The 20,618-nt window shown below is 65.8% G+C and carries 17 protein-coding genes and 2 pseudogenes; 12 read left to right on the forward strand and 7 right to left on the reverse strand.

The annotated features are described in order from the left end of the window. A partial coding sequence (locus A5625_RS18380; protein ID WP_197516149.1) for a nitronate monooxygenase occupies positions 1–451 on the forward strand: 451 nt, incomplete at its 5' end. Here A5625_RS18380 and A5625_RS28485 read toward each other — a convergent pair. Beyond that, a pseudogene (locus A5625_RS28485) lies at positions 444–1,073 on the reverse strand (nitronate monooxygenase); the annotation flags it as partial. The gene A5625_RS18380 and the pseudogene A5625_RS28485 sit on opposite strands and share 8 nt — an antisense overlap. A 123-nt stretch (positions 1,074–1,196) precedes the next feature. Between A5625_RS28485 and A5625_RS18385 the strand changes: the two are divergent. From A5625_RS18385 to A5625_RS18395, 3 genes are read left to right on the forward strand one after another with little or no spacing between them, the layout of a single operon-like run. Continuing rightward, complete coding sequence (locus tag A5625_RS18385) at positions 1,197–2,798, forward strand: arylsulfatase (RefSeq protein WP_066997052.1); 1,602 nt, start codon at positions 1,197–1,199, stop codon at positions 2,796–2,798. A 24-nt stretch (positions 2,799–2,822) separates the two neighbouring features. Then, the gene (locus A5625_RS18390) at positions 2,823–4,058 is read left to right on the forward strand and encodes an FAD-dependent oxidoreductase (protein WP_066997004.1); all 1,236 of its coding nucleotides are present in this window, start codon (positions 2,823–2,825) and stop codon (positions 4,056–4,058) included. Then, positions 4,051–5,055: a Gfo/Idh/MocA family protein gene (locus tag A5625_RS18395; RefSeq protein WP_066997007.1), complete on the forward strand. Its 1,005-nt coding sequence runs from the start codon at positions 4,051–4,053 to the stop codon at positions 5,053–5,055. Before A5625_RS18390 ends, A5625_RS18395 begins: the two co-directional genes overlap by 8 nt. A 127-nt stretch (positions 5,056–5,182) precedes the next feature. Here A5625_RS18395 and A5625_RS18400 read toward each other — a convergent pair whose 3' ends face one another. Continuing rightward, positions 5,183–5,788 carry a preprotein translocase subunit SecD gene (locus A5625_RS18400; protein ID WP_197516150.1) on the reverse strand — a complete coding sequence of 202 codons (606 nt, stop codon included), beginning with the start codon at positions 5,786–5,788 and terminating at the stop codon, positions 5,183–5,185. 216 nt (positions 5,789–6,004) lie between these two features. Between A5625_RS18400 and A5625_RS18405 the strand changes: the two genes are divergently transcribed. From A5625_RS18405 to A5625_RS18435, 7 genes are all read left to right on the forward strand, one after another. Then, positions 6,005–6,685, forward strand: a complete 681-nt coding sequence (locus A5625_RS18405; RefSeq protein WP_066997013.1) for a TetR/AcrR family transcriptional regulator — start codon at positions 6,005–6,007, stop codon at positions 6,683–6,685. 249 nt (positions 6,686–6,934) lie between these two features. After that, positions 6,935–8,137 (forward strand): cytochrome P450, encoded by a 1,203-nt coding sequence (locus A5625_RS18410; RefSeq protein WP_066997016.1) that lies wholly within the window; start codon positions 6,935–6,937, stop codon positions 8,135–8,137. Continuing rightward, entirely contained in the window at positions 8,137–8,973 is an 837-nt protein-coding gene (locus A5625_RS18415) for a mycofactocin-coupled SDR family oxidoreductase (protein WP_066997055.1), read from the forward strand. Before A5625_RS18410 ends, A5625_RS18415 begins: the two co-directional genes overlap by 1 nt. 32 nt (positions 8,974–9,005) lie before the next feature. Further along, a complete protein-coding gene (locus A5625_RS18420) occupies positions 9,006–9,974 on the forward strand; it encodes an enoyl-CoA hydratase/isomerase family protein (RefSeq protein WP_066997020.1) in 969 nt (322 codons plus the stop codon). Positions 9,975–9,993: 19 nt separating this feature from the next. Beyond that, entirely contained in the window at positions 9,994–12,366 is a 2,373-nt protein-coding gene (locus tag A5625_RS18425) for a CaiB/BaiF CoA-transferase family protein (RefSeq protein ID WP_066997023.1), read from the forward strand. Beyond that, positions 12,363–13,124: an SDR family NAD(P)-dependent oxidoreductase gene (locus A5625_RS18430; protein ID WP_066997026.1), complete on the forward strand. Its 762-nt coding sequence runs from the start codon at positions 12,363–12,365 to the stop codon at positions 13,122–13,124. The genes A5625_RS18425 and A5625_RS18430 overlap by 4 nt, the downstream gene beginning before the upstream one ends. A gap of 4 nt (positions 13,125–13,128) precedes the next feature. Next, the gene (locus A5625_RS18435; protein ID WP_066997029.1) at positions 13,129–14,409 is read left to right on the forward strand and encodes a hypothetical protein; all 1,281 of its coding nucleotides are present in this window, start codon (positions 13,129–13,131) and stop codon (positions 14,407–14,409) included. Between the two features lie 7 nt (positions 14,410–14,416). On the opposite strand, the gene A5625_RS18440 is transcribed toward A5625_RS18435, so the two are convergent. Beyond that, positions 14,417–15,265, reverse strand: coding sequence for a sigma-70 family RNA polymerase sigma factor (locus A5625_RS18440; protein ID WP_066997058.1), 849 nt, complete (start codon positions 15,263–15,265; stop codon positions 14,417–14,419). A gap of 91 nt (positions 15,266–15,356) precedes the next feature. On the opposite strand from A5625_RS18440, the gene A5625_RS18445 reads away from it, so the two are divergent. Beyond that, positions 15,357–15,584, forward strand: coding sequence for a hypothetical protein (locus A5625_RS18445; RefSeq protein ID WP_232003751.1), 228 nt, complete (start codon positions 15,357–15,359; stop codon positions 15,582–15,584). Positions 15,585–15,591: 7 nt separating this feature from the next. Here the strand turns inward: A5625_RS18445 and A5625_RS18450 are convergent. The 4 genes and pseudogenes from A5625_RS18450 to A5625_RS18465 all read right to left on the reverse strand — a co-directional run bounded on the left by A5625_RS18450 (position 15,592) and on the right by A5625_RS18465 (position 20,603). Then, a pseudogene (locus tag A5625_RS18450) lies at positions 15,592–16,952 on the reverse strand (HNH endonuclease signature motif containing protein). 132 nt (positions 16,953–17,084) lie between these two features. Beyond that, complete coding sequence (locus A5625_RS18455; protein ID WP_066997035.1) at positions 17,085–18,209, reverse strand: Xaa-Pro peptidase family protein; 1,125 nt, start codon at positions 18,207–18,209, stop codon at positions 17,085–17,087. Beyond that, positions 18,199–19,434 carry a Xaa-Pro peptidase family protein gene (locus A5625_RS18460; protein ID WP_066997037.1) on the reverse strand — a complete coding sequence of 412 codons (1,236 nt, stop codon included), beginning with the start codon at positions 19,432–19,434 and terminating at the stop codon, positions 18,199–18,201. Before A5625_RS18460 ends, A5625_RS18455 begins: the two co-directional genes overlap by 11 nt. Then, entirely contained in the window at positions 19,431–20,603 is a 1,173-nt protein-coding gene (locus tag A5625_RS18465; RefSeq protein WP_066997061.1) for an amidohydrolase family protein, read from the reverse strand. The genes A5625_RS18460 and A5625_RS18465 overlap by 4 nt, the downstream gene beginning before the upstream one ends. Positions 20,604–20,618: the final 15 nt, after the last annotated feature.

The raw sequence follows: 20,618 nt of genomic DNA on the forward strand, positions 1-20,618 counted from the left end.
GTTGACCCCGGTTCCCATCGTCGACCTGGTCCGGCAGGTCGTCGCGAAGGTGCCTCTACCCGTGATGGCTACCGGCGGACTGGCCACCCCTGCTGCGGTGGCCGAGGTGATTCGCGCGGGTGCGACCGCGGCCGCAGTGGGAACGGTGCTGCTGCGTGCCACCGAAAGTGGTGCTTCGGCCACCCACCAGGCAGCCCTGGTCGATCCCGCTTACACCGAGACGGTGCTGACCCGGACTTTCACCGGACGCCCGGCCCGCGGCCTGCGCAACGCCTTCATCGACGCCCACGAAGCCGAGGCGCCGCTGGGTTATCCCGCCATCCATTACCTGACCAGCCCGCTGCGCAAGGCCGCCGCGGCGGCGGGAAAGCCGGACTACGTCCACCTGTGGGCGGGCACCGGATACCGGCAGGCAACCGCGGAGCCCGCGTACGACATTCTGCGCCGGTAGCCATCACGGGTAGAGGCACCTTCGCGACGACCTGCCGGACCAGGTCGACGATGGGAACCGGGGTCAACGGCCGCCGCGGCGAGAGGGTGCCGGAATGGCCACCGGCCGCGGCCGCCTGCACGGCGAGCATGTCGACCCCGGCTTCGTGTGCCTGTGCCGCCTCGTCGGCGGTGGTGACCGTCTGCACCACAACGCTGTTGGCCCGTTGCAGCGCGGCGATCACGTCGCGCGGCGGAATACCGAAAGTAAACGAGACCATCGGAACCGGATCGTCGAGCAACAGCGCGATCTTCTCGTCAAATCTGTCGTTGTCCTCGATGGGCTCGGGTGGCAGCGTCAGTCCGAACGGATCGGCGTCGGCCTGAACGATCGCCGCGTACGCGCGGTAACGCTGCGGGTCGACGGGCACCGGGTTGGGTGCGAACACGTTCACCCCAAATGGAATACCCTCGGCGCGAACGGCTTTGATCTCGGCCTCGATGGCCTCGACGGTCTTGTATCCGGCCGCGAGCAAGCCCAGCGCGCCTGCGCGGTTGGCCGCCGAGACCATGGCCGGGGTGGTCGGGCCGCCCGACATCGGGGCGGCCACCAACGGAACGGACATCCCAAACTGCGCCAACATCTGCATGCCCTTTCGCTGTTCGGCTGCGAACACATCCCGCGAGCGTCTGCCTCGACAATATCGGCCCCCGAGCGGGTGCGGCAGCGTTCCGCCGCGGCGACGGACCTGGCAGGATGCTTGAGCGTGACGCGCCCCAACTTCCTGGTTATCGTTGCAGACGATCTCGGGTTTTCCGACATCGGCGCTTTTGGCGGTGAGATCGAGACGCCCAACCTCGATCGGCTGGCCCACGCCGGGATCCGGCTCACCGATTTCCATTCGGCCCCGGCCTGCTCACCGACCCGGGCGATGCTGTTGACCGGAACCGACCACCATATCGCCGGCATCGGCACCATGCTCGAGGTCGCGTCGCCGGAATTCCGCGGCGCGCCCGGCTATGAGGGCTACCTGAACGACCGGGTGGTCGCGTTGCCCGAACTGTTGCGCGACGCGGGGTATCTGACGTTGATGTCGGGCAAATGGCACCTCGGCGCCACCATCGAGACCTCGCCGTGGGCGCGCGGTTTCGAGCGCTCGTTCGCCCTGCTGCCCGCCGGAGCCAGCCACTACGGTGGCTCGGGGGCACGCGGATTCTCGCCTGTACCAACGCTTTACACCGAAGACGACCAATTCGTCATGGTCGGCGACGACTTCTATTCGTCGGACTCCTATACCGACACACTGTTGCGGTATCTGGATGAGCGCGCGCCCGGCGACGACAGGCCCTTCTTTGCCTATCTGCCCTTCCAAGCACCGCACTGGCCGCTACAGGCACCCGACGAATCCGTTGCGAAATATCGGGGCCGTTACGACGCGGGACCTGACGCGCTGCGTGAGGAGCGGCTGGCCGCACTCAAGCGACTTGGTCTGTGTCCGCCCGACGTCGTTGCACACCCGGTGGTGGCTGACGGTGTGCCGGAGTGGGACGACATGACCGACGAGCAGCGCGCGCACTCGGCGCGCAGCATGGAGGTCTACGCCGGGATGGTGGACCGGATGGACTACAACGTCGGCCGGGTGATCGACTACCTGTCGGCGAGCGGCGAACTCGACAACACCGTTGTCATCTTCATGTCGGACAACGGTGCCGAGGGCGCGATCGTGGAAGCGATGCCGCTTCGTGGTGCGCAGATCGCCGCGCAGATCGAAAAGCATTGCGACAACAGCCTGGACAACCTCGGCCGGCCCACGTCGTTCATCTGGTACGGCCCCCGCTGGGCACAAGCAGCCACCGCGCCCTCGCGGCTGCACAAGGCGTTCACCACGCAGGGCGGCATTCGCGTGACCGGCTTCATCACCTGGCCTGGCTTCGCCCGACAACAACAGATCGGCACCGCGTTCAGCACGGTCATGGACATCGCGCCTACCCTGCTTGAGCTGGCCGCAACCGCCCACCCGGGCACGTCGTACCGCGGCCGCGAGGTGGCCGCGATGCGCGGCCGCTCACTGGTGAATTATCTGACCGGCGCTGCGGAGACCGTGCACGATGCCGACACCGGAACCGGCTGGGAGCTGTTCGGCCGCCGCGCCATCCGCCAGGGCGATTGGAAGGCGCTGTACCTGCCGGCACCGTACGGTCCAGGCAGCTGGCAACTCTACGATCTGGCGTCCGACCCCGGCGAGATCGACGATCTGGCCGCCTCGCAGCCCGACAAGCTGGCCGAACTGCTGGCGCTGTGGGATCGCTACGTCGAAGAAACCGGTGTGATCCTGGACCCTATCTCCGTCTATGACCTTCAACTCTGAAGCCCCGCTTATGCTTGAGCGTTGATGGTCGAGACAACGACGTGTGCGGTCGTCGGTGGCGGCCCGGCGGGAATGGTCCTGGGGCTGTTGTTGGCCCGGGCCGGCATCGAGGTCACCCTGCTGGAAAAGCACGGCGACTTCCTGCGCGACTTCCGCGGCGACACCGTGCACCCGACGACGCTGCAGTTGCTCGACGAGCTGGGCCTGGGGGAGCGGTTCGCGGAGTTACCCTACAGCAAATTGCGCAGGGGCACTTTGGAATCCGACGGCCGCTCGGTGACCTACCTCGACTTCGGCAGAATCCGGCAACCGCATCAATACATCGCCATGGTGCCGCAGTGGGACCTGCTGAATCTGCTCGCCGACGCGGCCCAAACCGAACCCAGTTTCACCTTGCGGATGAGCACCGAGGCCACCGGCCTGATTTGGGACGGCAATCGGGTCACCGGAGTGCGATACCACGGCGTCGATGGACCCGGTGAGCTGCGGGCGGAGCTGACGGTGGCCTGTGACGGCCGGTGGTCGATCCTGCGCCAGGCGGCCGGCCTGTCCGCACGCGAATACCCGGTGAAGTTCGACGTGTGGTGGTTCAAGCTGCCGCGCGAAGGCACAGCGGACCATACCTTCTTGCCCCGGATGGGTCCGGGCAAGGCACTGGCGGTGATCCCCCGCGAAGGCTACAACCAGATCGCCTACTTGGGACCCAAGGGCACCGACGCCCAGCTGCGTGCGCGGGGTGTCGAGGCCTTCCGCCGCGACCTCGACGTGTTATTGCCGGACATGCCCGACTCGGTCGCGGCGTTGCGGTCCATGGACGAGGTCAAGCATCTCGACGTGCGGGTAAACCGGTTGCGCCGCTGGCACATCCACGGGCTGCTGTGCATCGGCGATGCCGCGCACGCGATGTCCCCGCTGGGCGGGGTCGGGATCAACCTGGCCATCCAGGACGCCGTCGCCGCCGCGACCCTGTTGGCAGAGCCGTTACGGCGGCACCGCGTCACCGATCGCGACCTGGCGGCCGTGCGCCGTCGCCGGGTACTCCCCGCCGCGCTGACCCAGTCCGCTCAACGAATGCTGCAGACCGTGCTGTTGCGCGCGGTTTTTCGCGGTGCGGATCCCACGCCGCCCGCGCTGCTGCTGAATGTGGTGCGATGGCTGCCGTGGCTGTCGGCGCTGCCCGCGTATTTCGTCGGCGTCGGGGTCAGGCCCGAGCACGCACCGGCATTCGCCCGGCGAGGATCCAAGGGCCGCGATGGCTGAGCCCAACCGTGCGCCCACACTACGAATCGGCATCCTCGGCGCGGCCAGGATTGCGCCGAGGGCGCTGATCAAGCCCGCCAGAGACAATCCCGAGGTGGTGGTCGCCGCGGTGGCGGCCCGGGACGTGGAGCGGGCGCGGGCTTTTGCCGCGCAACACGGCATCGCTTCCGTGCACGGCGATTATGCAGCGCTGATCGCCGACCCGGACATCGACGCCATCTACAACCCGCTGCCGAACGGTCTACACGGGCGGTGGACCCGGGCCGCCCTGGCGGCCGGCAAGCATGTGCTGTGCGAAAAGCCATTCACCGCCAACGCGGCCGAGGCACGCGAAATCGCGGCGCTGGCAGCTGATTCGGAGCGGGTCGTGATGGAAGCCTTCCACTATCGCTACCACCCGCTGACGCTGCGCGCCGAGGAAATCATCACCTCCGGTGAACTGGGCACGCTTTCACACGTCGAGGCCGCGCTGTGCTTCCCGCTGCCGAAGTTCTCCGACATCCGCTACAACTACGCGCTTGCCGGCGGAGCGACCATGGACGCCGGCTGCTACGCGGTGCACATGGCCCGTACGTTCGGCGGTCCGTCCCCGGAAGTCGTTTCAGCGCAAGCCAAATTGCGCGACCCACGAGTCGACCGGGCCATGACGGCCGACTTGCGGTTTCCGGCCGGCCACACCGGGCGGGTGCGGTGCTCGATGTGGTCAGCGCGGCTGCTGCAGATCAGCGCCCGAGTGATCGGCGAACACGGGGAGCTGCGCATCGTGAACCCGGTACTGCCGCAGGCATTCCATCGGTTCTCGGTCCGCTCCGGGGAGGGCAACCGGTCAGAACGCTTCTCTCACCGGGCTTCCTACGCCTATCAACTGGATGCGTTCGCCGCGGCGATACTGCGCGGCGAGCCGATCAAGACGACCCCGCATGACGCGATCGACAACATGACCGTCATCGACGCGATTTATCGCGCGGCGGGCCTCCCGCTGCGCCAGCCGAGCTGAACATCTGACACAACCGCCGAGACGTAGCGGCATCCCAGTTCTGCGGCGAGGTCCACCAATTCGACTGGGGGTAAACCGAATACGCTGAGCATGCCGATACCCAGGCGGTCCGGCTGCCCCGACGGGGTCATGCCGGCCGACCGACCAGCTGGGCCAATTGCGCGGCGCTCTGGGCTGTTTGGGTGGTCAGCACGATCCGCCCGGACGTGGCCTGTTGTTCGATGATCGGCGCTTCCAGCACCATATTGTCCCGGATGAAGGCCACGTGGTCCTGCAGATGCTCGCCTGTGAATGCCGCCCAAGCGCTGGCCGACGGAGGATCGAGCACCAGCGTCAATTCGTAATAGTCCGCTGTCAACGACTTCGGCGGGTCGACATGAACGAGCCCGAGCTGCATGGTTTCGGGGCCCAACGTATACACGGTGGTCCGTCCGATGTCACAGGTGGTTAGCCCGTCGGTAGGCCTTGTCGGAGCGTTCGGATCGACGGCCGGGCACTTCACGGCGGGCGTGGTCGGCTGGGACTTAGTCACCGGCCGAACCGGCAGCGGCGCGAATTTGACAACCGGCGGGGGCCGCGGCGGTGCCGCAGTTGTGCTGGGCGCCGCGGTGGTTGGCGAGCCGGAGGGCGCCGGCTTGTGCGTCTGCTGGCAGCCACACATTACTGCGGCGAGCAGAACCGACGACCCAAGCCAGGCGACGGCATTGCTCACGCTAAATCGACCATGATTCATCCGAATACACTCTACCCGCAGCATCGCTGACTCCCCGTGAGACGGGAACTTCTGCCCCGCAATTCCTTTGGCGCCTTTGGGGCTGACCGCTGAAATCGCGGAAGCGGACAAGGCTTATGAGCGGGTCGTGGCCTGCGCGAGGGGTATTGCCACGCGAGCGAGATACGCCAGTCTTTACGGACACTACGAAAATAGAGTAGTGTCGCGGACTTACCGATGGATAAACGACGAAAGCCCAACCCTGCCGAGCGCCGCCGCGACCTATGCGATGCGGCGATCCAATTGTTGGCCGATGACGGGGCCAAGGGTTTGAGCCACCTCAAGGTCGACCGCAAGGCCGGTGTGCCGGACGGCACCACCTCGTTCTACTTCCGTACCCGATCGGCGCTGCTGCGTGCGATCGCCGAGCGCTCGGCCGAGCTCGACCTCGCCGAGTTGCAGGCGATCGCGGACAGCTCGGATGCCGGCGAGGACCCCGCGCCCTCCCGGTTGTCCCAAGTGGTCATCCAGGCCGGCAGTGACCCGCAGTTGTACCGGACCAGGGCGCGATACGAGCTGACTATGCAGGCCACCCGCGACCCCGCACTGGCCGCGATCTTGCAGGAGGCCACCGACGAGTTCACCAAGCTGCACCGGGAAATCCTGGTGCAGCTCATGCCGCACGGCGCCGAGCTGGATCCGGCCGTCGTGGAGGATCTGAGCAACGTCACGCTGACGTTCATCAACGGCCTGTTGCAGCGGTTTGCCCACGGGGACCGGATCATCGACAGCGCCGAACAGCTCGACGGAATCTTGTCGGCCATCGCTGCGGGCATATTGAAGAGTTCGGCCAAGGGGCGGCTCACCCAGGCCGGCGGTTTGCGGGTGTTGCGCCGCGGGGCGGCCGGATCCGGGTGACGGCACCGATGGGACACGGCGTAAGGGGCTCTGGCTCTTGCCAGGGCATGCGCTGTATGGTTCTCTACGAGAATAGAGTAAGCCCACGTTCATGCGCCGTTTTCAGCGGAGCTTGTGCACAAGTCAGAGCGACGCAATTAAGCGGAGTGTATAAATTGCCCGGACCGAATCCAGCGCTGCAACGCTGGCAGCGCTAGCCCTGGTGCAGGTAATGCGGGCATCTAAAAGTGCAGCGGTAGGAGGGATTTCGTGACGGCGAGCACCGATAGCCAGGTACGTTTCGACCCATACGATGTCGGGCTGATCGCCGACCCGTACCCCATGTTCGCGCGATTGCGGGACGAGGCGCCGCTTTATTACAACGCCGAATACGACTTTTATGCGGTCAGCCGCTACGCCGATGTCAGTAAGGCGCTTGTCGACCACGAGACCTACAGCTCGGCCCGGGGCGCGATCCTGGAGCTGATCAAGGCCAACCTCGAAATCCCGTCCGGGATGTTGATCTTCGAAGACCCGCCGATTCACGATGTGCACCGCAAGCTGTTGTCGCGGATGTTCACTCCACGGCGGATCGCCGCACTCGAGCCGATGATCCGCGACTTCTGCGCTCAGCTGCTAGATCCACTGGTGGGCTCGGGGCACTTCGACTTTGTCACCGACCTGGGTGCCCAAATGCCGATGAAGGTGATCAGCATGCTGCTCGGCATCCCCGAGGACGACCAGGAGTACATCCGGGACCGCGGCAACGCCCAGTTGCGCACCGAGGCCGGCAAGCCGATGGACGCCGCCCAGCACGGCCTGTCCGTGGGTGAGCAGTTCGAGGCCTACATCGACTGGCGCGCTGAGCATCCGTCGGACGACATCATGACCGAGTTGCTCAATGTCGAATTCGTTGATGAAACGGGCACCACCCGGCGGCTGTCTCGCGAAGAAATCCTGGTTTACCTCAATGTCGTCGCAGGGGCGGGCAACGAGACGACGACACGGCTGATCGGTTGGTCCGGAAAGGTTCTCGCCGAGCACCCCGATCAGCGCAGCGATCTCGTTGCCAACCCGACGCTCATCCCGCAGGCCATTGAGGAGTTGCTGCGGTACGAGCCGCCGGCACCGCACGTGTCGCGGTATGTCACCCGCGACGTCACCGTGCACGACCAAACGGTGCCCGAAGGCAGCGTGATGATGATGCTCATCGGATCGGCATGCCGCGACGAGGCCCAGTTCGGGCCCGACGCAGGGGAATTCAACATCCATCGCTCGGTCCGTCCGCACCTCACCTTCAGCATGGGCACGCACTTCTGCCTCGGCTCGGCGCTGGCACGGCTGGAAGGGCGCGTCGCCCTCGAGGAGATTTTGAAACGATTCCCCGAGTGGGAGGTTGACCTCGACAACGCCACCCTGAGCCCGACTTCTACGGTGCGGGGCTGGGAATGTATGCCGGCGCTGGTGTCGTGATGACCGGCCGGGTTGAGGGCAAGGTAGCTTTCATCAGCGGTGCCGCCCGCGGTCAGGGCCGCAGCCACGCGGTGCGCTTGGCCGAAGAGGGCGCCGACATCATCGCGATCGATGTGTGTGGGCCGATCGAGAACTTGGCTTATCCCCACTCCACCCCGGAAGACCTCGCCGAGACCGCCGATCTGGTCAAGAACCTCGGCCGCCGCATCGTGACAGCCCAAGTGGACGTCCGTGACTACGAGGCGCTGAAGGCTGCGGTGGACAGCGGGGTGGAACAGCTTGGTCGGCTCGACATCATTGTCGCCAATGCGGGCATCGGCACCTTTGGCAACAAGCTGCACAAGATTCGCGAGAACATCTGGCAGGACATGATCGACGTGAATCTTTCCGGCGTCTGGCACACGGTGAAAGCTGGTGTGCCCCATATCATCGCCGGCGGGCGCGGCGGGTCGATCGTCCTGACCGGTTCGGTCGGATCACACAAGGCCATGGCCTACACCGGGCATTACATTGCGGCAAAACACGGCGTACTGGGTTTGATGCGGGCCTTCGCCGTCGAGTTGGGTGAGCACCATATTCGGGTCAACTCGGTACACCCCAGCCAGGTCAACACGCCGATGACGATCAACGAAGTGACGTTCAAGCTGTTCCGGCCGGACCTGGAGAACCCCGGACCAGAGGATTTCGCCCCCTTTTCGCAAATGACGCACACGATGCCGGTGCCGTGGGTAGAAGCCGTTGACATCAGCAATGCCGTCCTGTTCCTCGCCTCTGACGAATCTCGTTATGTCACCGGCGTTTCGCTGCCCGTCGATGCGGGAGCTCTGCTCAAGTAGGCCCAGCCGGAATCAAGTGAAAGAAGAAGACCATGCCTGAATACGATTACGAAAAATTGAAGAAGGAAGCCGAACAGTTCATCAAGTTCGAAAAGGACAAGAAGAACAGGATCGCGTACATCACGTTCAACCGCCCGGAGGAGCTCAACTCGACCACGTTGGGCATGCGGCAGAACTACGCCGACCTGATCCACAAGTGCAACGTGGACGACGACGTCAAGGTCGTGGTAATCCGCGGCGAGGGCCAGGATTTCGGCAGCGGCGGAGACCTGCCGGAGCAGCGTCCGATGCTGGAGAACCCGGGTTTGCCGCTGCATCATGAGCTCGCGATCAACGACGACGACGTCAAGTACCCGCCGGGCGGTTCGTACCGCTATCTGTCCACGGTCACCGACTTTTACGCCAAGGCCCGCGCCGGCAACCGTCCGCTACAGGAACTGCGCAAGATCAGCATCATCGAGGCCAAGGGCTACTGCTACGGGTGGCACTTCTACCAGGCCGGCGATGCCGACCTGGTGATTTCCTCCGACGACGCGCTGTTCGGGCACCCGGCTTTCCGTTACGTCGGCTGGGGTCCACGGCTGTGGTGGTGGGCCGAGACGATGGGCCTGCGCAAGTTCTCCGAAATGCTGTTCACCGGAAGGCCGTTCAGCGCCAAGGAGATGTACGACTGCGGCTTCGTCAACAGCGTGGTGCCGCGCGACAAGCTGGAAGCGGAGACCGAGAAGTACGCGCTGGCCTGCTCGAAGTCCCGCCCGACCGACACCGTCGCGGTGCAGAAGACCTTCCTGGAGCTGTACAAGCAGCACAAGGGCGAGTACTTCGGCAGCCTGCTCACCGGCATGGTCGAAGGCATGCTGCCGATGATCAAAAACGACGCGGAAGAGGTCGACCTCACCGGTGGCACCTTCGAGAAGGGCCTCAACAATGTGGTCAAGGACAACGACCTGAACTTCCCGCCAGAGTGGCGGCTGAGCCGTTCAGGCCGCGCGAAGCCCTGACCGGTTTGGGAGGGCGTGCGTGTCCGCGCTGACGGGTATCAGGGTCATCGAGTTGGCCGAATCCGTCGCGGCGGAGTATTGCGGAAAGTTGCTGGCAGACTTCGGCGCCGAGGTCATCAAGATCGAGGCGCCGAAGTCGGGCAGCCCCACCCGGGCGATGGCACCGCTGGTCGCCGATGGCTGTGAAGGCAGCGCGCTGTTCGCCTACCTCAACACCAATAAGAAATCCGTCGTCCTCGATCTCTGCTCGACCACAGATGTCGAGCGGTTGCACGAGCTCATCGATACCACTGACGCGGTTCTCGAAGACCGGCTCACCGACCGGCCGGCACGGCACCCATCCGTGGTGTTCTGCTCGATCACGCCGTACGGCCAAGGCGCCGCCGTCGAATTCGACAATGCCCGCAGCATCAATGTGTTTCATGCCAGCGGGTGGGGATATCACACGCCGAGTCATGCCGATCCGGCCAAGCCGCCGCTGCAGGGACCGGGCCGCTTTCTGGTCGACTACGAAGCGGGGCTGGAGGCGGCGCTGTGCGTCGTGTCGTCTTTGGTCGGGCGCTTGCACACCGGCGAGGGTGAGTTCATCGATATATCCCAGCAGGCCGTGCTGGTGTCACGCGCCGACTGCATCCTGGGCCGCCTGATCACCGGCGAGGTGCCGGCCGAGGGTGAGCGCGGTGACTACGACCAGTCCGGGCCGGCGGCGTTCTTTGCCTGCGCCGATGGCTTCGTCTACTTGTACATGACCAGCGGGGCGCACTGGGTTGGCATGAAAAACCTGATGGATCATGCTGATTGGCTGAACGGGTTCGAGGACGACTGGCTGGAGTTCTCCGTCACCGCGGAGAAGGTGGCCACGTTCCAGCAGGGCTTTGCCGCGTGGGTCGCCGGCCTACCCAAAGAGGACGCATCGGAGCAGGCCCAACGGCTCGGTGTGCCGCTGGTGCCGGTCAACGGCGCCGCGGACCTGCATCGCTCGCCGCAGTATCGCCACCGCGGCTTCTTTCAGGCTGTTCGTCATCCGGTCCTGGGCGAAGCGGCGTATCCGACCGTGCCCTACGCGTTCAGCGCGTCGCCCGCGCGAATCGTCACTGCCGCACCGAGTCTCGGCCAGCAGACCCGGTCGGTCCTGAAAACCATCGGCATCCCCCGCCCGCGGGCCGCGGTCAAGTCCGCGCAACTCAAGCCACCGAAGGATCGTCGGGGTGGGCCGCTGGAAGGCGTGCGCGTCGTCGAGCTTACCAAGGTTTGGGCCGGCCCGTACGCCGGCAAATTGCTGGCCATGCTGGGCGCCGAAGTCATCAAGATCGAGACCGCCGACAACCCCGAGGAGATGCGCGCCTACGGCGGCACCGATATCAACCATGCGCCGTATTTCCTGAGCATCAATCCCGAGATCCGCAGTGTGGACCTCGATATCAAGTCGACCGACGGGATGGCACGGTTGCGCGAGCTGATCGCCCGCAGCGACATCGTCATCAACAACCTGCGGCCGGGCGCGATGGAACGCCAAGGCCTGGGCTATCAACAGCTGACCGAGATCAAACCGGACATCATTTCTGTGTCGATCAAAATGTGGGGCAACGACGGACCGCTCGGTCACCAAACCGGTTATGCGCCATGCTTTGCCGCACTGGCTGGACTGGCTTCGCTGGTCGGTTATCCGGATGGGCCGCCACTCGGCACCAGCATGCGCTACGGCGATTCGACGGTGGGCGCGGCCGCCGCATATGCCGCCGTGGTGGCCTTGTTGCATCGTGAACTCAGCGGCGCAGGGCAATTCGTCGACGTGTCTGCCGTGGAGACGCTGTCCTCGATGATCGGTGACCGCCTGCTGGAGCAATCGGTGACCGGGCGACCGCTGGAGCCCAGCGGCAACGCCCACCCGGACATGTGCCCGCACGGTTGCTACCCCTGCGCCGACGGCGCGTGGGTCACGGTGGCCGTGGCGACCGACGCCGAATGGCGCCGATTGTGCGAGGCGCTCGGCGTCGCTGCAATGGCCGACGATCGCCGCTACGCCGCGAGGGGCACCCGACAGCAACACGCCCAAGCGCTCGACGCGGACCTCGCCCGGCTCACCCGAGATCAGGACGCAGAACAGCTCGCGGGGCGGCTGCGGGCGGCCGGAGTCCCCGCCGCCAAGAGCGCCACTTCGATTGATGTGATTGGTGATCAACGACTGTGGGACCGCGAGCTGTATCGCTTCGTCACCGATCATCGGGAAGGACAGCGACCGGTGCTGGGGCCGTCGTGGCGGATGGCGCGCTCCCCGGCCCGCATCACGCGTGGCGCACCGGACCTGGGTGAGGACACCGACTACGTTCTAGACGAGATACTCAGCGCCCCGGCATCGGCGGCGCGGTCGCAACCGATGGGCGGAACATGACGACACTGGCGCAGACAGCGGCCCTGATCACCGGCGCCAGCAGCGGTATCGGCGCGGCAACCGCCCAGGCGCTGGCCGCTCAGGGTGCGGCGGTGGCGCTGCTCGCGCGCCGGACCGATCGGTTGACGGAACTGAAGGCCCAGATCGAATCCGCCGGTGGCACAGCGCTGGTGGTGGCCGCCGACGTCACCGACGCCGAACAGGTGGCGTCCGCCGTGCGGCGCACGGTCGCCGATTTGGGACGGCTCGACATCCTGGTGAACAACGCGGGCATGATGCAGTCGGCGCCCGCGACGGAGGCGCCGCTGCAGGACTGGGACCAGATGGTGTCTGTCAACATTCAGGGCGTCCTGTACGCCACCCGCGCGGCGCTTCCCCATCTGATCGAGGCGGCCGCCGACTCGCCGCGCGGCGTGGCCGACCTGGTCACCATCAGTTCCACCGCCGGCTGGGTGGCCCGTCCTAACACGGCGGTGTATTCGCTGACCAAATTCGGGGTGAACGCGTTCAGTGAGGGCCTCCGTCAAGAGGTGCTGGGCAAGCGCGTCCGCGTCGGGGTGGTCGGGCCCGGAACCGTCGACACCGAAATCTTCAGCCATCTGGCCGAATCGTCACGGGAAGCGTTCGAACGGCAAACGGCCGGCATGGTCAAGCTCCGGCCGGAGGACATCGCGGATGCGGTGTTGTTCATGGTGACGCGTGACCGGCGGGTGGCGGTCAATCACATGCTGGTGCGCGCGGCGGAACAGACCTGGTAATCAATTGATTTCGCATTGGGCCGTCGGCGACCGATACGGCGTGCCCTTTCCGGCCGACCCCGCGACCCTGCACACCGGCGGGGCGGACTTCCTCACCGAGGCCTTCCTCGCGTCGGGTGCGTTGCGGGACAACGCGATCGCGAGCGTGACCGGTTTGAGCGAGGTTGCCGGCGGTAGCACGGGACGCAAGGCAGCCCTCTCGGTCGAATACGCGAAACCCGCGCCGGGGTTGCCTACCGAGCTGTTCGTCAAGTTCTCCCGCGACTTCGCCGACCCGGCGCGCGACCGCGGCAAGACACAGATGGAGTCCGAAGTCCGGTTCGCTGCACTGTCGGGCGCACCCGAATTTCCCATCGCGGTGCCCAGGGCGCTGTTCGCCGATTATCACCGACAGACGGATACCGGTATACTGATCGCCGAGCGAATTGCATTCGGCAGCAACGGGATCGAATGCCAGTATCACAAGTGCCTCGACTACGAGATGCCCGAGCCGTTGGAGCACTACCGCGCGCTGCTCACCGCGCTGGCCCGGCTTGCCGGAACCCACCGATCCGGGCGGCTGCCGGCGGAGCTGACCGCATCCTTCCCGCTGGACGTGGCAGCCGCGACGGTTGGGGAGCGGGAGCCGCTGTCGGCAACAAAGCTGGAACGCCGCGTGAACCAACTGGCCGAATTCGCCGAAAGCCGTAGCGGGCTGTTGCCCGCGTGTTCGCCCGAGTTCGTCGCACGCCTGCGCCAAGACGCGCCGCGATTCGCGCACCACGAGCAGACCATCGCCAGCCAACTGGCCGCCGACACAGACTACGTTGCGCTATGTCACTGGAATGCCAACATTGACAACGCATGGTTTTGGCGAGATGCCGGCGGCGCCCTGAGCTGCGGCCTGATGGACTGGGGATGCGTCAGCCAGATGAACCTGGGCATGGCCTTGTGGGGAGCGATGTCCGGCGCCGAAACCGAGATGTGGGATGCCCATCTCGACGAGCTTTTGCAATTGTTCGTCAGCGAGTTCCATCGTTGCGGCGGAACGGAACTCGACCCGGATCGGTTGCGCCGGCACACATTGCTCTACGCCGCGGCGATGGGCGTCGCCTGGCTCCTCGGTGTACCAGCGTTGATCCGCAGGCGATTCGAGGCCATACCGAACAGTCGCCGGCACCCGCTGATCAAGGACGACGAGAGCCTGCGCGCACCATTGCAGATGCTGTCGAACCTGCTGTTCCTGTGGGAACGGCACCGGGTGGGGGAGTTGCTGGATGCGGCCCTTGCCGAAGGGCCGCATTGACCATGCTTCACTCCCGCGTGCTCGCGCCCTCGCGGCGTCGTACCCCGGCCAACACGTCGTCGGCGGCGCGGAATTGGAGGCCGCGCACCTGCCCCGCCTCGATGGTGAAGTCGAAGACGACCTTGACCTCGCCGAGGTGAATCCAGGCGGCACCCGGGCGGTCCTCGACGAAGACCGGGAAGGCGGCCTTGGCAGCGCCGTTGAAGAAGCCGGCCACCTCATCGGCGCCCTGCAGGCGCGTCGGCGTGCCGAGCGCGGTCGCGGCCGCGTCGGCGGAGACCACCACGTCGGGCGCGAGCAGTTCCAGCAGCCGGGTGAAGTCGCCCTCGCGCGCGGCGGCCATGAAGGCGTCCACCACCTCCCAGTCGGCGAGGGCATCCTCGGGCGCTGGCGGCCGCACTTTTGCCCGAGCCCGAGAGGCCAGCTTGCGCGCAGCGCCCGGGGTCGTGTCGAGCATGGAGGCGATCAACTCGAAGTCAATGCCGAAGCTGTCGTGTAACACGAAGGCCACCCGCTCGGTGGGCGTTAGCCGGTCGAGCACCACTTGCAGCGCGATGCCGACGGTGTCGGCCAGCACCACGTCGTCCGCTGGATCAGGTTCCGTCGCCTCAACCTGAATCGACTCCGTCGGCACCGGCGTACGCGCCCGCAGCCGGTCGAGGCATAGCCGCGAGGTCACCGTGGTGAGCCAGCCCGGCAGATTGTCGATCGGCTCCTCGGTGGCGTGCAGCCGCAGCCACGCCTGCTGCACGACGTCCTGTGCGCCGTCGGCTTCGCCCAGGATCCGCGTGGCGATGCGCTGCAGCCGCGGCCGCTCGGCCTCGAACCCGTCGCGGAGTTGGTCGTCTTTCACCATGGCGGTCACACTTTCGTCGTCGGGTGCGTCACCATCCTGACGCACCCGGACCGTCCGGTGTGACCAGAGGAGGACAACCCCCGTGAAGACCATGACCTGCCATGACCTCGGTGGCCCCTGCGACCTCGCGCACCGCGGCGAGAGCGCCGACGAGATCATCAAGGCACAGGACCGACACCTCAAGGAAGTCGTTGCGGCCGGCGACGCCGCCCACGTGCCCGCGCGCGACGACATGAAGGGCCGCTGGCGCCACCCGATCAAGTCGATGGGTTGGTACAACGACGTCAAGAAGCGGTTCGCTGAGCTGCCGGAGAGGTGACGCTCAACTAAGGCGCGTCGTCGTCCTTACCCCGTAGCAGCTTCTCGGGGTGACGAAACGTATTGGTGCGGGGCTGGCCCCGGTCCAGGTGCGGTGGGGGAAGCCATTCGGTGTCACCCACGGCGTTTTGCGGGTGGTCCATCCGCCGGGCCGCAGCAGGCGGTGGTGGGGGCCGCAGGCGAAGGTGAGCTCGTCGACGTCGCTGGTATGGCACGCGGACCAGTCGGTGACGTGATGCACTTCGCAGTAATAGCCTGGCACGGTGCATCCCGGGGCCGAACAGCCGCGATCCTTGGCGTACAACACGATTCGCTGAGCCGGTGAGGCCAGGCGCTTCGTGTGATACAGCGCCAGCGCCTTGCCTTTGTCGAAGATCGCCAGGTAGTGATGCGCATGGCAGGTCAACCGGATCACGTCGCTCATCGGCAGGATGGTGCCGTCACCGGTGAGGCCCTGCCCGGCGGCGGCCTCCAGCTCTTGGAGCGTTGTCGTGACGACGATGGAGGCCGGCAAGTCGTTGTGCTGACCCAACTTTCCGGACGCCATCAACGCCCGCCAGCCCGCGTTGAGCGCGTCGTGCTGGCGCTGGGCGGCACTGCGGCCATCCCGTTCGATGGCCTGCTCACTGGGAGTCCCGCCAACACAAGGGGCTTCGTCATCGGGATTGCACATGCCGGGCGCGGCGAGTTTCGCCAAGACGGCTTCCAGCGTGGCACGTGCTTCGGGGGTCAGCCAGCCGCAGCTGCGACATGCCGTCGGCTTGCTGGTTACCCAGCATCACGCCGCGCTGCCGAGCCCGGTCCTCGTCGGTGAAGGTGTCGTCGGGGTTGAGGCAATCGGCCAGGACGTCGGCCGGCTTGCCGAGTTGTTCGGGCCGATACCGGGTTCCTTCAAGGCGAGCTTGGCCTCGGCCTGCTCGCGGGTGGCCGCATCTATCCAGCCGGGCAGTTGGTGGTAGAACTTCCGGATCACCGCGACTTGACCGGTGCCGAGCTCGCCGTCGCGTTGGGCGGCCGCGGCGGCGGCCAGAGCCGGGGTGACGGGTTCGCCGGTGAGGCCATGCCGCGGACCGAGATCCCGCGACTCCTTGATGCGGCGGGACGCTTCGCCGCGGCTGATCAGCGTCGCCTCCGCGACCGCGCGGGGCAGCGTGCCACCGAGTTCCTCGGACGGGGGTTGGCGGGCAAGGGAATTGATCAGCGGGTGCTCGATGGCCGGTATGCGCCGGCGCACCTTCTCGCAGCGCTGCAACAGTGCCAGCTGCTCGCGGGTGGTCAGTGCGTCGAACGACAACGCGCAGGCGCGGTTCAACTCGGCATCGAGCGCGTCGAAGACCTCGACGATCTCGTCACGACTGCTCGAACCCATGCCTCAAATTTTAGGAAGGAGTACCGACAAGAAAGCCCGCATTGTGACCAGTGAAACCGAAGTGGCACAAGAGATTTAGAAGTTTGATGCCGCTGTCGACCGACATTCGGGTGCGGGGCAATACGGGGCGGTCTAACTCCCGTAGCTCCAGGACGGGCTTTGGGTCAGCACGTCGACGCCGTCGTCGGTGATGTGCACGGTGTCCCGGCGAAATACCGCGCCGATGCCTTGTTGCCACACATAGCCGGTGATCGCCAATACCATCCCGGCCTCGAGTCGGTCGTGTTCGCCTGCGGCCAAAAGTGTTTCGGACACCACCGGCGGATCGAACCCAAGCCCCAACCCGTGTGCGACAGGCATCGGCGGAATCGGTTCACCCGCCGCCTCATAGGCGGCGAGCAGGTCGCGGGTGGCGGCGCCGGGGCGGCAGGCGGCGAGCATGCTGTCGTACAGCGTGTTGGATCGCCCGAACAGCTTGCGAGCCGCGCCATCTACCTCACCGGCCGGCCAGGTGCGGCCCACCTCGGCGACGTAGCCGTTCGCCAGCGCACCCGCAGCGAACGCGACGAGGTCTCCGGACCGAACCTGGTGTCCAGAAGCGCGACGCCACGGCTGCTCCCGCGAGGTTACCCAGGCGGCGTCCTGGGTGGCCGGCGTGCTCACCCCGCCGGCCGCCATCGCCTCCAGCATCACCCCGGCCAGCACTCGCTCCGGCACCCCTGGCGTCAATTCGTCCAGGGCAGTGGCCAGTCCGCGTTCGGCGACCCGCAACGACTGCTGCATCGCGGCGATTTCACCAGAGGTCTTGATCCGCCGCGCCGCGCGCATCGCCGGCTCGGCATCCACAAGCTCGGCATTGGGGAATGCCTCGGGCAGTAACGCCGCGAAAGTCGGTGTGATCGCGTCGGTTCCGACCCGCCGCGCCGCTTCGGCGCCGTCGATTTTCTTGAGCACATCGATGAGCGTTAACGGGTTCCAGGCCAGGCCGTAGAGATGATCGTGGCCGATCTCCTCCGGGACTCCCTCATCGTCTGTGCTGTTGAGGTAGATGTCACCGATGGCGCGCACCAGCACACACATCGGACCGAACGGCCGTGTCCCGGCGATCCACAGCTGCGGTGCGCCGGTGACGTAACGGATGTTGGCTTGCCGCCCGAGCACCAAGATGTCGAGGTCGTGCTCCTTCATCTGGGCCAGCGCGCGGTCCCGTCGGCCCGAGCGCAAGGTAGGCGCGTCGGGCAGAACTTCAGTCGCCATAGGGGGTGTACGGGTAGTTGGTAATCGGCGTGTAGCCGTCTTCGGTGATCACCACGATCTCCTCACTGCGGTAGCCTCCCGTCCCGTCCTCCCACACCACGGGTTCTAACACCAGAACCATTCCGGGCGGAAAGACGAAGTTGTCGTCGAACTCCTCGCCGAGATCGGTGCCGATCATCGGAGCTTCGGCGGGGTAGGTGCCGATGCCATGGCCCAGATAGAAGTGCGGCAGCCAGGGTTTGCGCCCACCGTTGGCCGCGATCGCCGCGCGCGCCAAATCACCCGACGTGACACCGGCTTTGGTTACCGCGAGGACGGCATCCAGGATGGTGCGCCACTGCCGGAACTGGTCTTGCTGTTTTTGGGTGGGCGTTTCACCGACCACCCAGGTACGGCCGAAATCGGAGCAGTATCCGGCGTAAGTGATGCTGATGTCGGTCCACAGCACATCGCCCGCGGCCAGTTCTCGATCGGTAGGCAGCAGTGGCAGCGCGAGATCCCCGTGGGTCGTCCACACTCCTGCCTCCCGGGACGTCGGCATCACCTGCCAGATGGCTTCCAGCATGTTGGTGGTGGCGCCCAGTTCGAACGCGCGACGCACGAAGGTGGCCGAAAGGTCAATCTGACGCACACCCGGTGCCAACGCCTGCTGGACGTCGACAATCGCTTGCTCAGTAATGCGCGCCGCCCTGCGCAGGCAGGACAGTTCGTCGCGGGTCTTCACCAATTGCGCGGCACCCAGCACGATTGCCGCATCCGTCGGCGGTCCCGCGGGGAACAGTTTGGACGAGGCCCGGCGCATCGCCCCGGTGAGTTCGTCGACGGCGATGGCGGCTCCCGGCGGGACGAGCTCGGCCAGCGTCCGGGCGAAAGCCGCTACGCCGTGGTCGAATTCCAGGTAGGCGGGTCCGTGCAGATGGTCGTCGGGTACCGGTGACTCCGCCGAGGCGCCGCTGCGGAACGGCATGAACAGGTGCGGATGTACGTCATCGGCGAGCACGACCGCGACCGGCCGCTCCACGTGGGAGAGGCCCGCATCCAACAGCGGCCAACTGGCCCCGGTGGCGTATCCGACATAGCCGTTCATCAGCAGGATCAGCGCGTCGACGCCATATTCGGCCATCGCGGAACGCAATCGTGCTCCGGTCTCGGTGCGCATTCGTGCCCAGTCGGGCCGATCGGGTATATCGAGCACCGAGCCGCGAACAGTCAGTGAGTCGGTCATGAGGCGATCCCCAAGAATCGCTTGATGTTACCACCGACAACCCCAACCGCATCCTCGGGGCCGACGGCCTCGACCACCGCGGCCAGCGACCTTTCCGAATAGCCGAAAGTGCTTTCGTTGTGCGGGTAGTCGGACGACCACATCACCTTGTCGATCCCGATCTCGCCGATCTGCCGCAGCCCCAGCGGATCGACCATGAACGAGGCGCACATGTGTGTATCCCAGTAATCTCGGACGTCGCGCTGTGGTTGATGGGCGAGCATGTGCCGATAGGAGGCCAGCACGTGTTCGGCGTCTTGCAGCGTTGTTGGCACCCAGGCGATTCCGCCCTCGAACCAGCCGATGCGTAGTCGCGGATGCCGGTCGAGGATGCCGCCGAAGACATACTTGGAGAACATCTCCCGGAATGAGTCGATGTTGACCATCATGGCCACCGCGACGCTGTTGATTTCACTGGGAAACTTCGGCTGGCTCTCACCGATGTGGTGCGTGACGGGCAACCCGGCGTCTTCGATCTCGTCCCACACCGCGCTCATCGCAGTGCTCGAATAATCGATGGGTTGGCCGCTGGCATCGTTGCCCGGGCTGATCGGCATCAGAAACGTCTTGAGCCCCAACGATTTCAGCTCGGACAAGGTGCGACGGGCACCGGCCGGATCCCACCAGTTGATCAGTCCGACTCCGTAGCAGTGGCCATCAGAGCGCTCCTGAACTTCGGCGATGTGCTCGTTGTAGACGCGAAAGATCCGTTCGCGGATACCGTGATCGGGGTGATGGAAGAGCGCGAGCACCGCGTTGGGAAAGGCCAGTTCCTTGTCGACACCGTCTTCGGCGAGTTCGCGAACCCGGGCTTCGACGTTGTTGGTGGCCGCCCCGGCCAGGTCGTCGTATTGCATGAGTACAGCACTGAAGTCGCCGACCACCATTGACTGTCCGGGCGGGCCGAGCAGATACGCGCCATCCTCGTACCAGATCCGCGGGGCTTGGTCCTTGAGGTCGTCGGGGAAGTGTTCGTAGAAGATGTCGTCGGCCACCGAGATGTGGTTGTCCGCGGAGAACACCTCGGTGCCGGCCGGTAGGCCGGTGTTGAAGTCCGCCGCGTGACCGCGACGGTGCTTGGGTGCGCCGATCACGCCTTGGGGGTAAAGGGTTTGGGCTGGGCTGGACATCGTCGTCCCTTCGTT

Source organism: Mycobacterium sp. 1465703.0 (assembly GCF_001672975.1).
GTDB lineage: Bacteria > Actinomycetota > Actinomycetes > Mycobacteriales > Mycobacteriaceae > Mycobacterium.

Bases quoted from the DNA above. Each gene is read 5' to 3' on its own strand.
- A5625_RS18390 (WP_066997004.1), top strand. From the start codon at position 2,823: ATGGTCGAGACAACGACGTGTGCGGTCGTCGGTGGCGGCCCGGCGGGA.
- A5625_RS18395 (WP_066997007.1), top strand. From the start codon at position 4,051: ATGGCTGAGCCCAACCGTGCGCCCACACTACGAATCGGCATCCTCGGC.
- A5625_RS18400 (WP_197516150.1), bottom strand. From the start codon at position 5,788: ATGAATCATGGTCGATTTAGCGTGAGCAATGCCGTCGCCTGGCTTGGG.
- A5625_RS18405 (WP_066997013.1), top strand. From the start codon at position 6,005: ATGGATAAACGACGAAAGCCCAACCCTGCCGAGCGCCGCCGCGACCTA.
- A5625_RS18415 (WP_066997055.1), top strand. From the start codon at position 8,137: ATGACCGGCCGGGTTGAGGGCAAGGTAGCTTTCATCAGCGGTGCCGCC.
- A5625_RS18420 (WP_066997020.1), top strand. From the start codon at position 9,006: ATGCCTGAATACGATTACGAAAAATTGAAGAAGGAAGCCGAACAGTTC.
- A5625_RS18430 (WP_066997026.1), top strand. From the start codon at position 12,363: ATGACGACACTGGCGCAGACAGCGGCCCTGATCACCGGCGCCAGCAGC.
- A5625_RS18440 (WP_066997058.1), bottom strand. From the start codon at position 15,265: ATGGTGAAAGACGACCAACTCCGCGACGGGTTCGAGGCCGAGCGGCCG.
- A5625_RS18445 (WP_232003751.1), top strand. From the start codon at position 15,357: ATGACCTGCCATGACCTCGGTGGCCCCTGCGACCTCGCGCACCGCGGC.
- A5625_RS18455 (WP_066997035.1), bottom strand. From the start codon at position 18,209: ATGGCGACTGAAGTTCTGCCCGACGCGCCTACCTTGCGCTCGGGCCGA.
- A5625_RS18460 (WP_066997037.1), bottom strand. From the start codon at position 19,434: ATGACCGACTCACTGACTGTTCGCGGCTCGGTGCTCGATATACCCGAT.
- A5625_RS18465 (WP_066997061.1), bottom strand. From the start codon at position 20,603: ATGTCCAGCCCAGCCCAAACCCTTTACCCCCAAGGCGTGATCGGCGCA.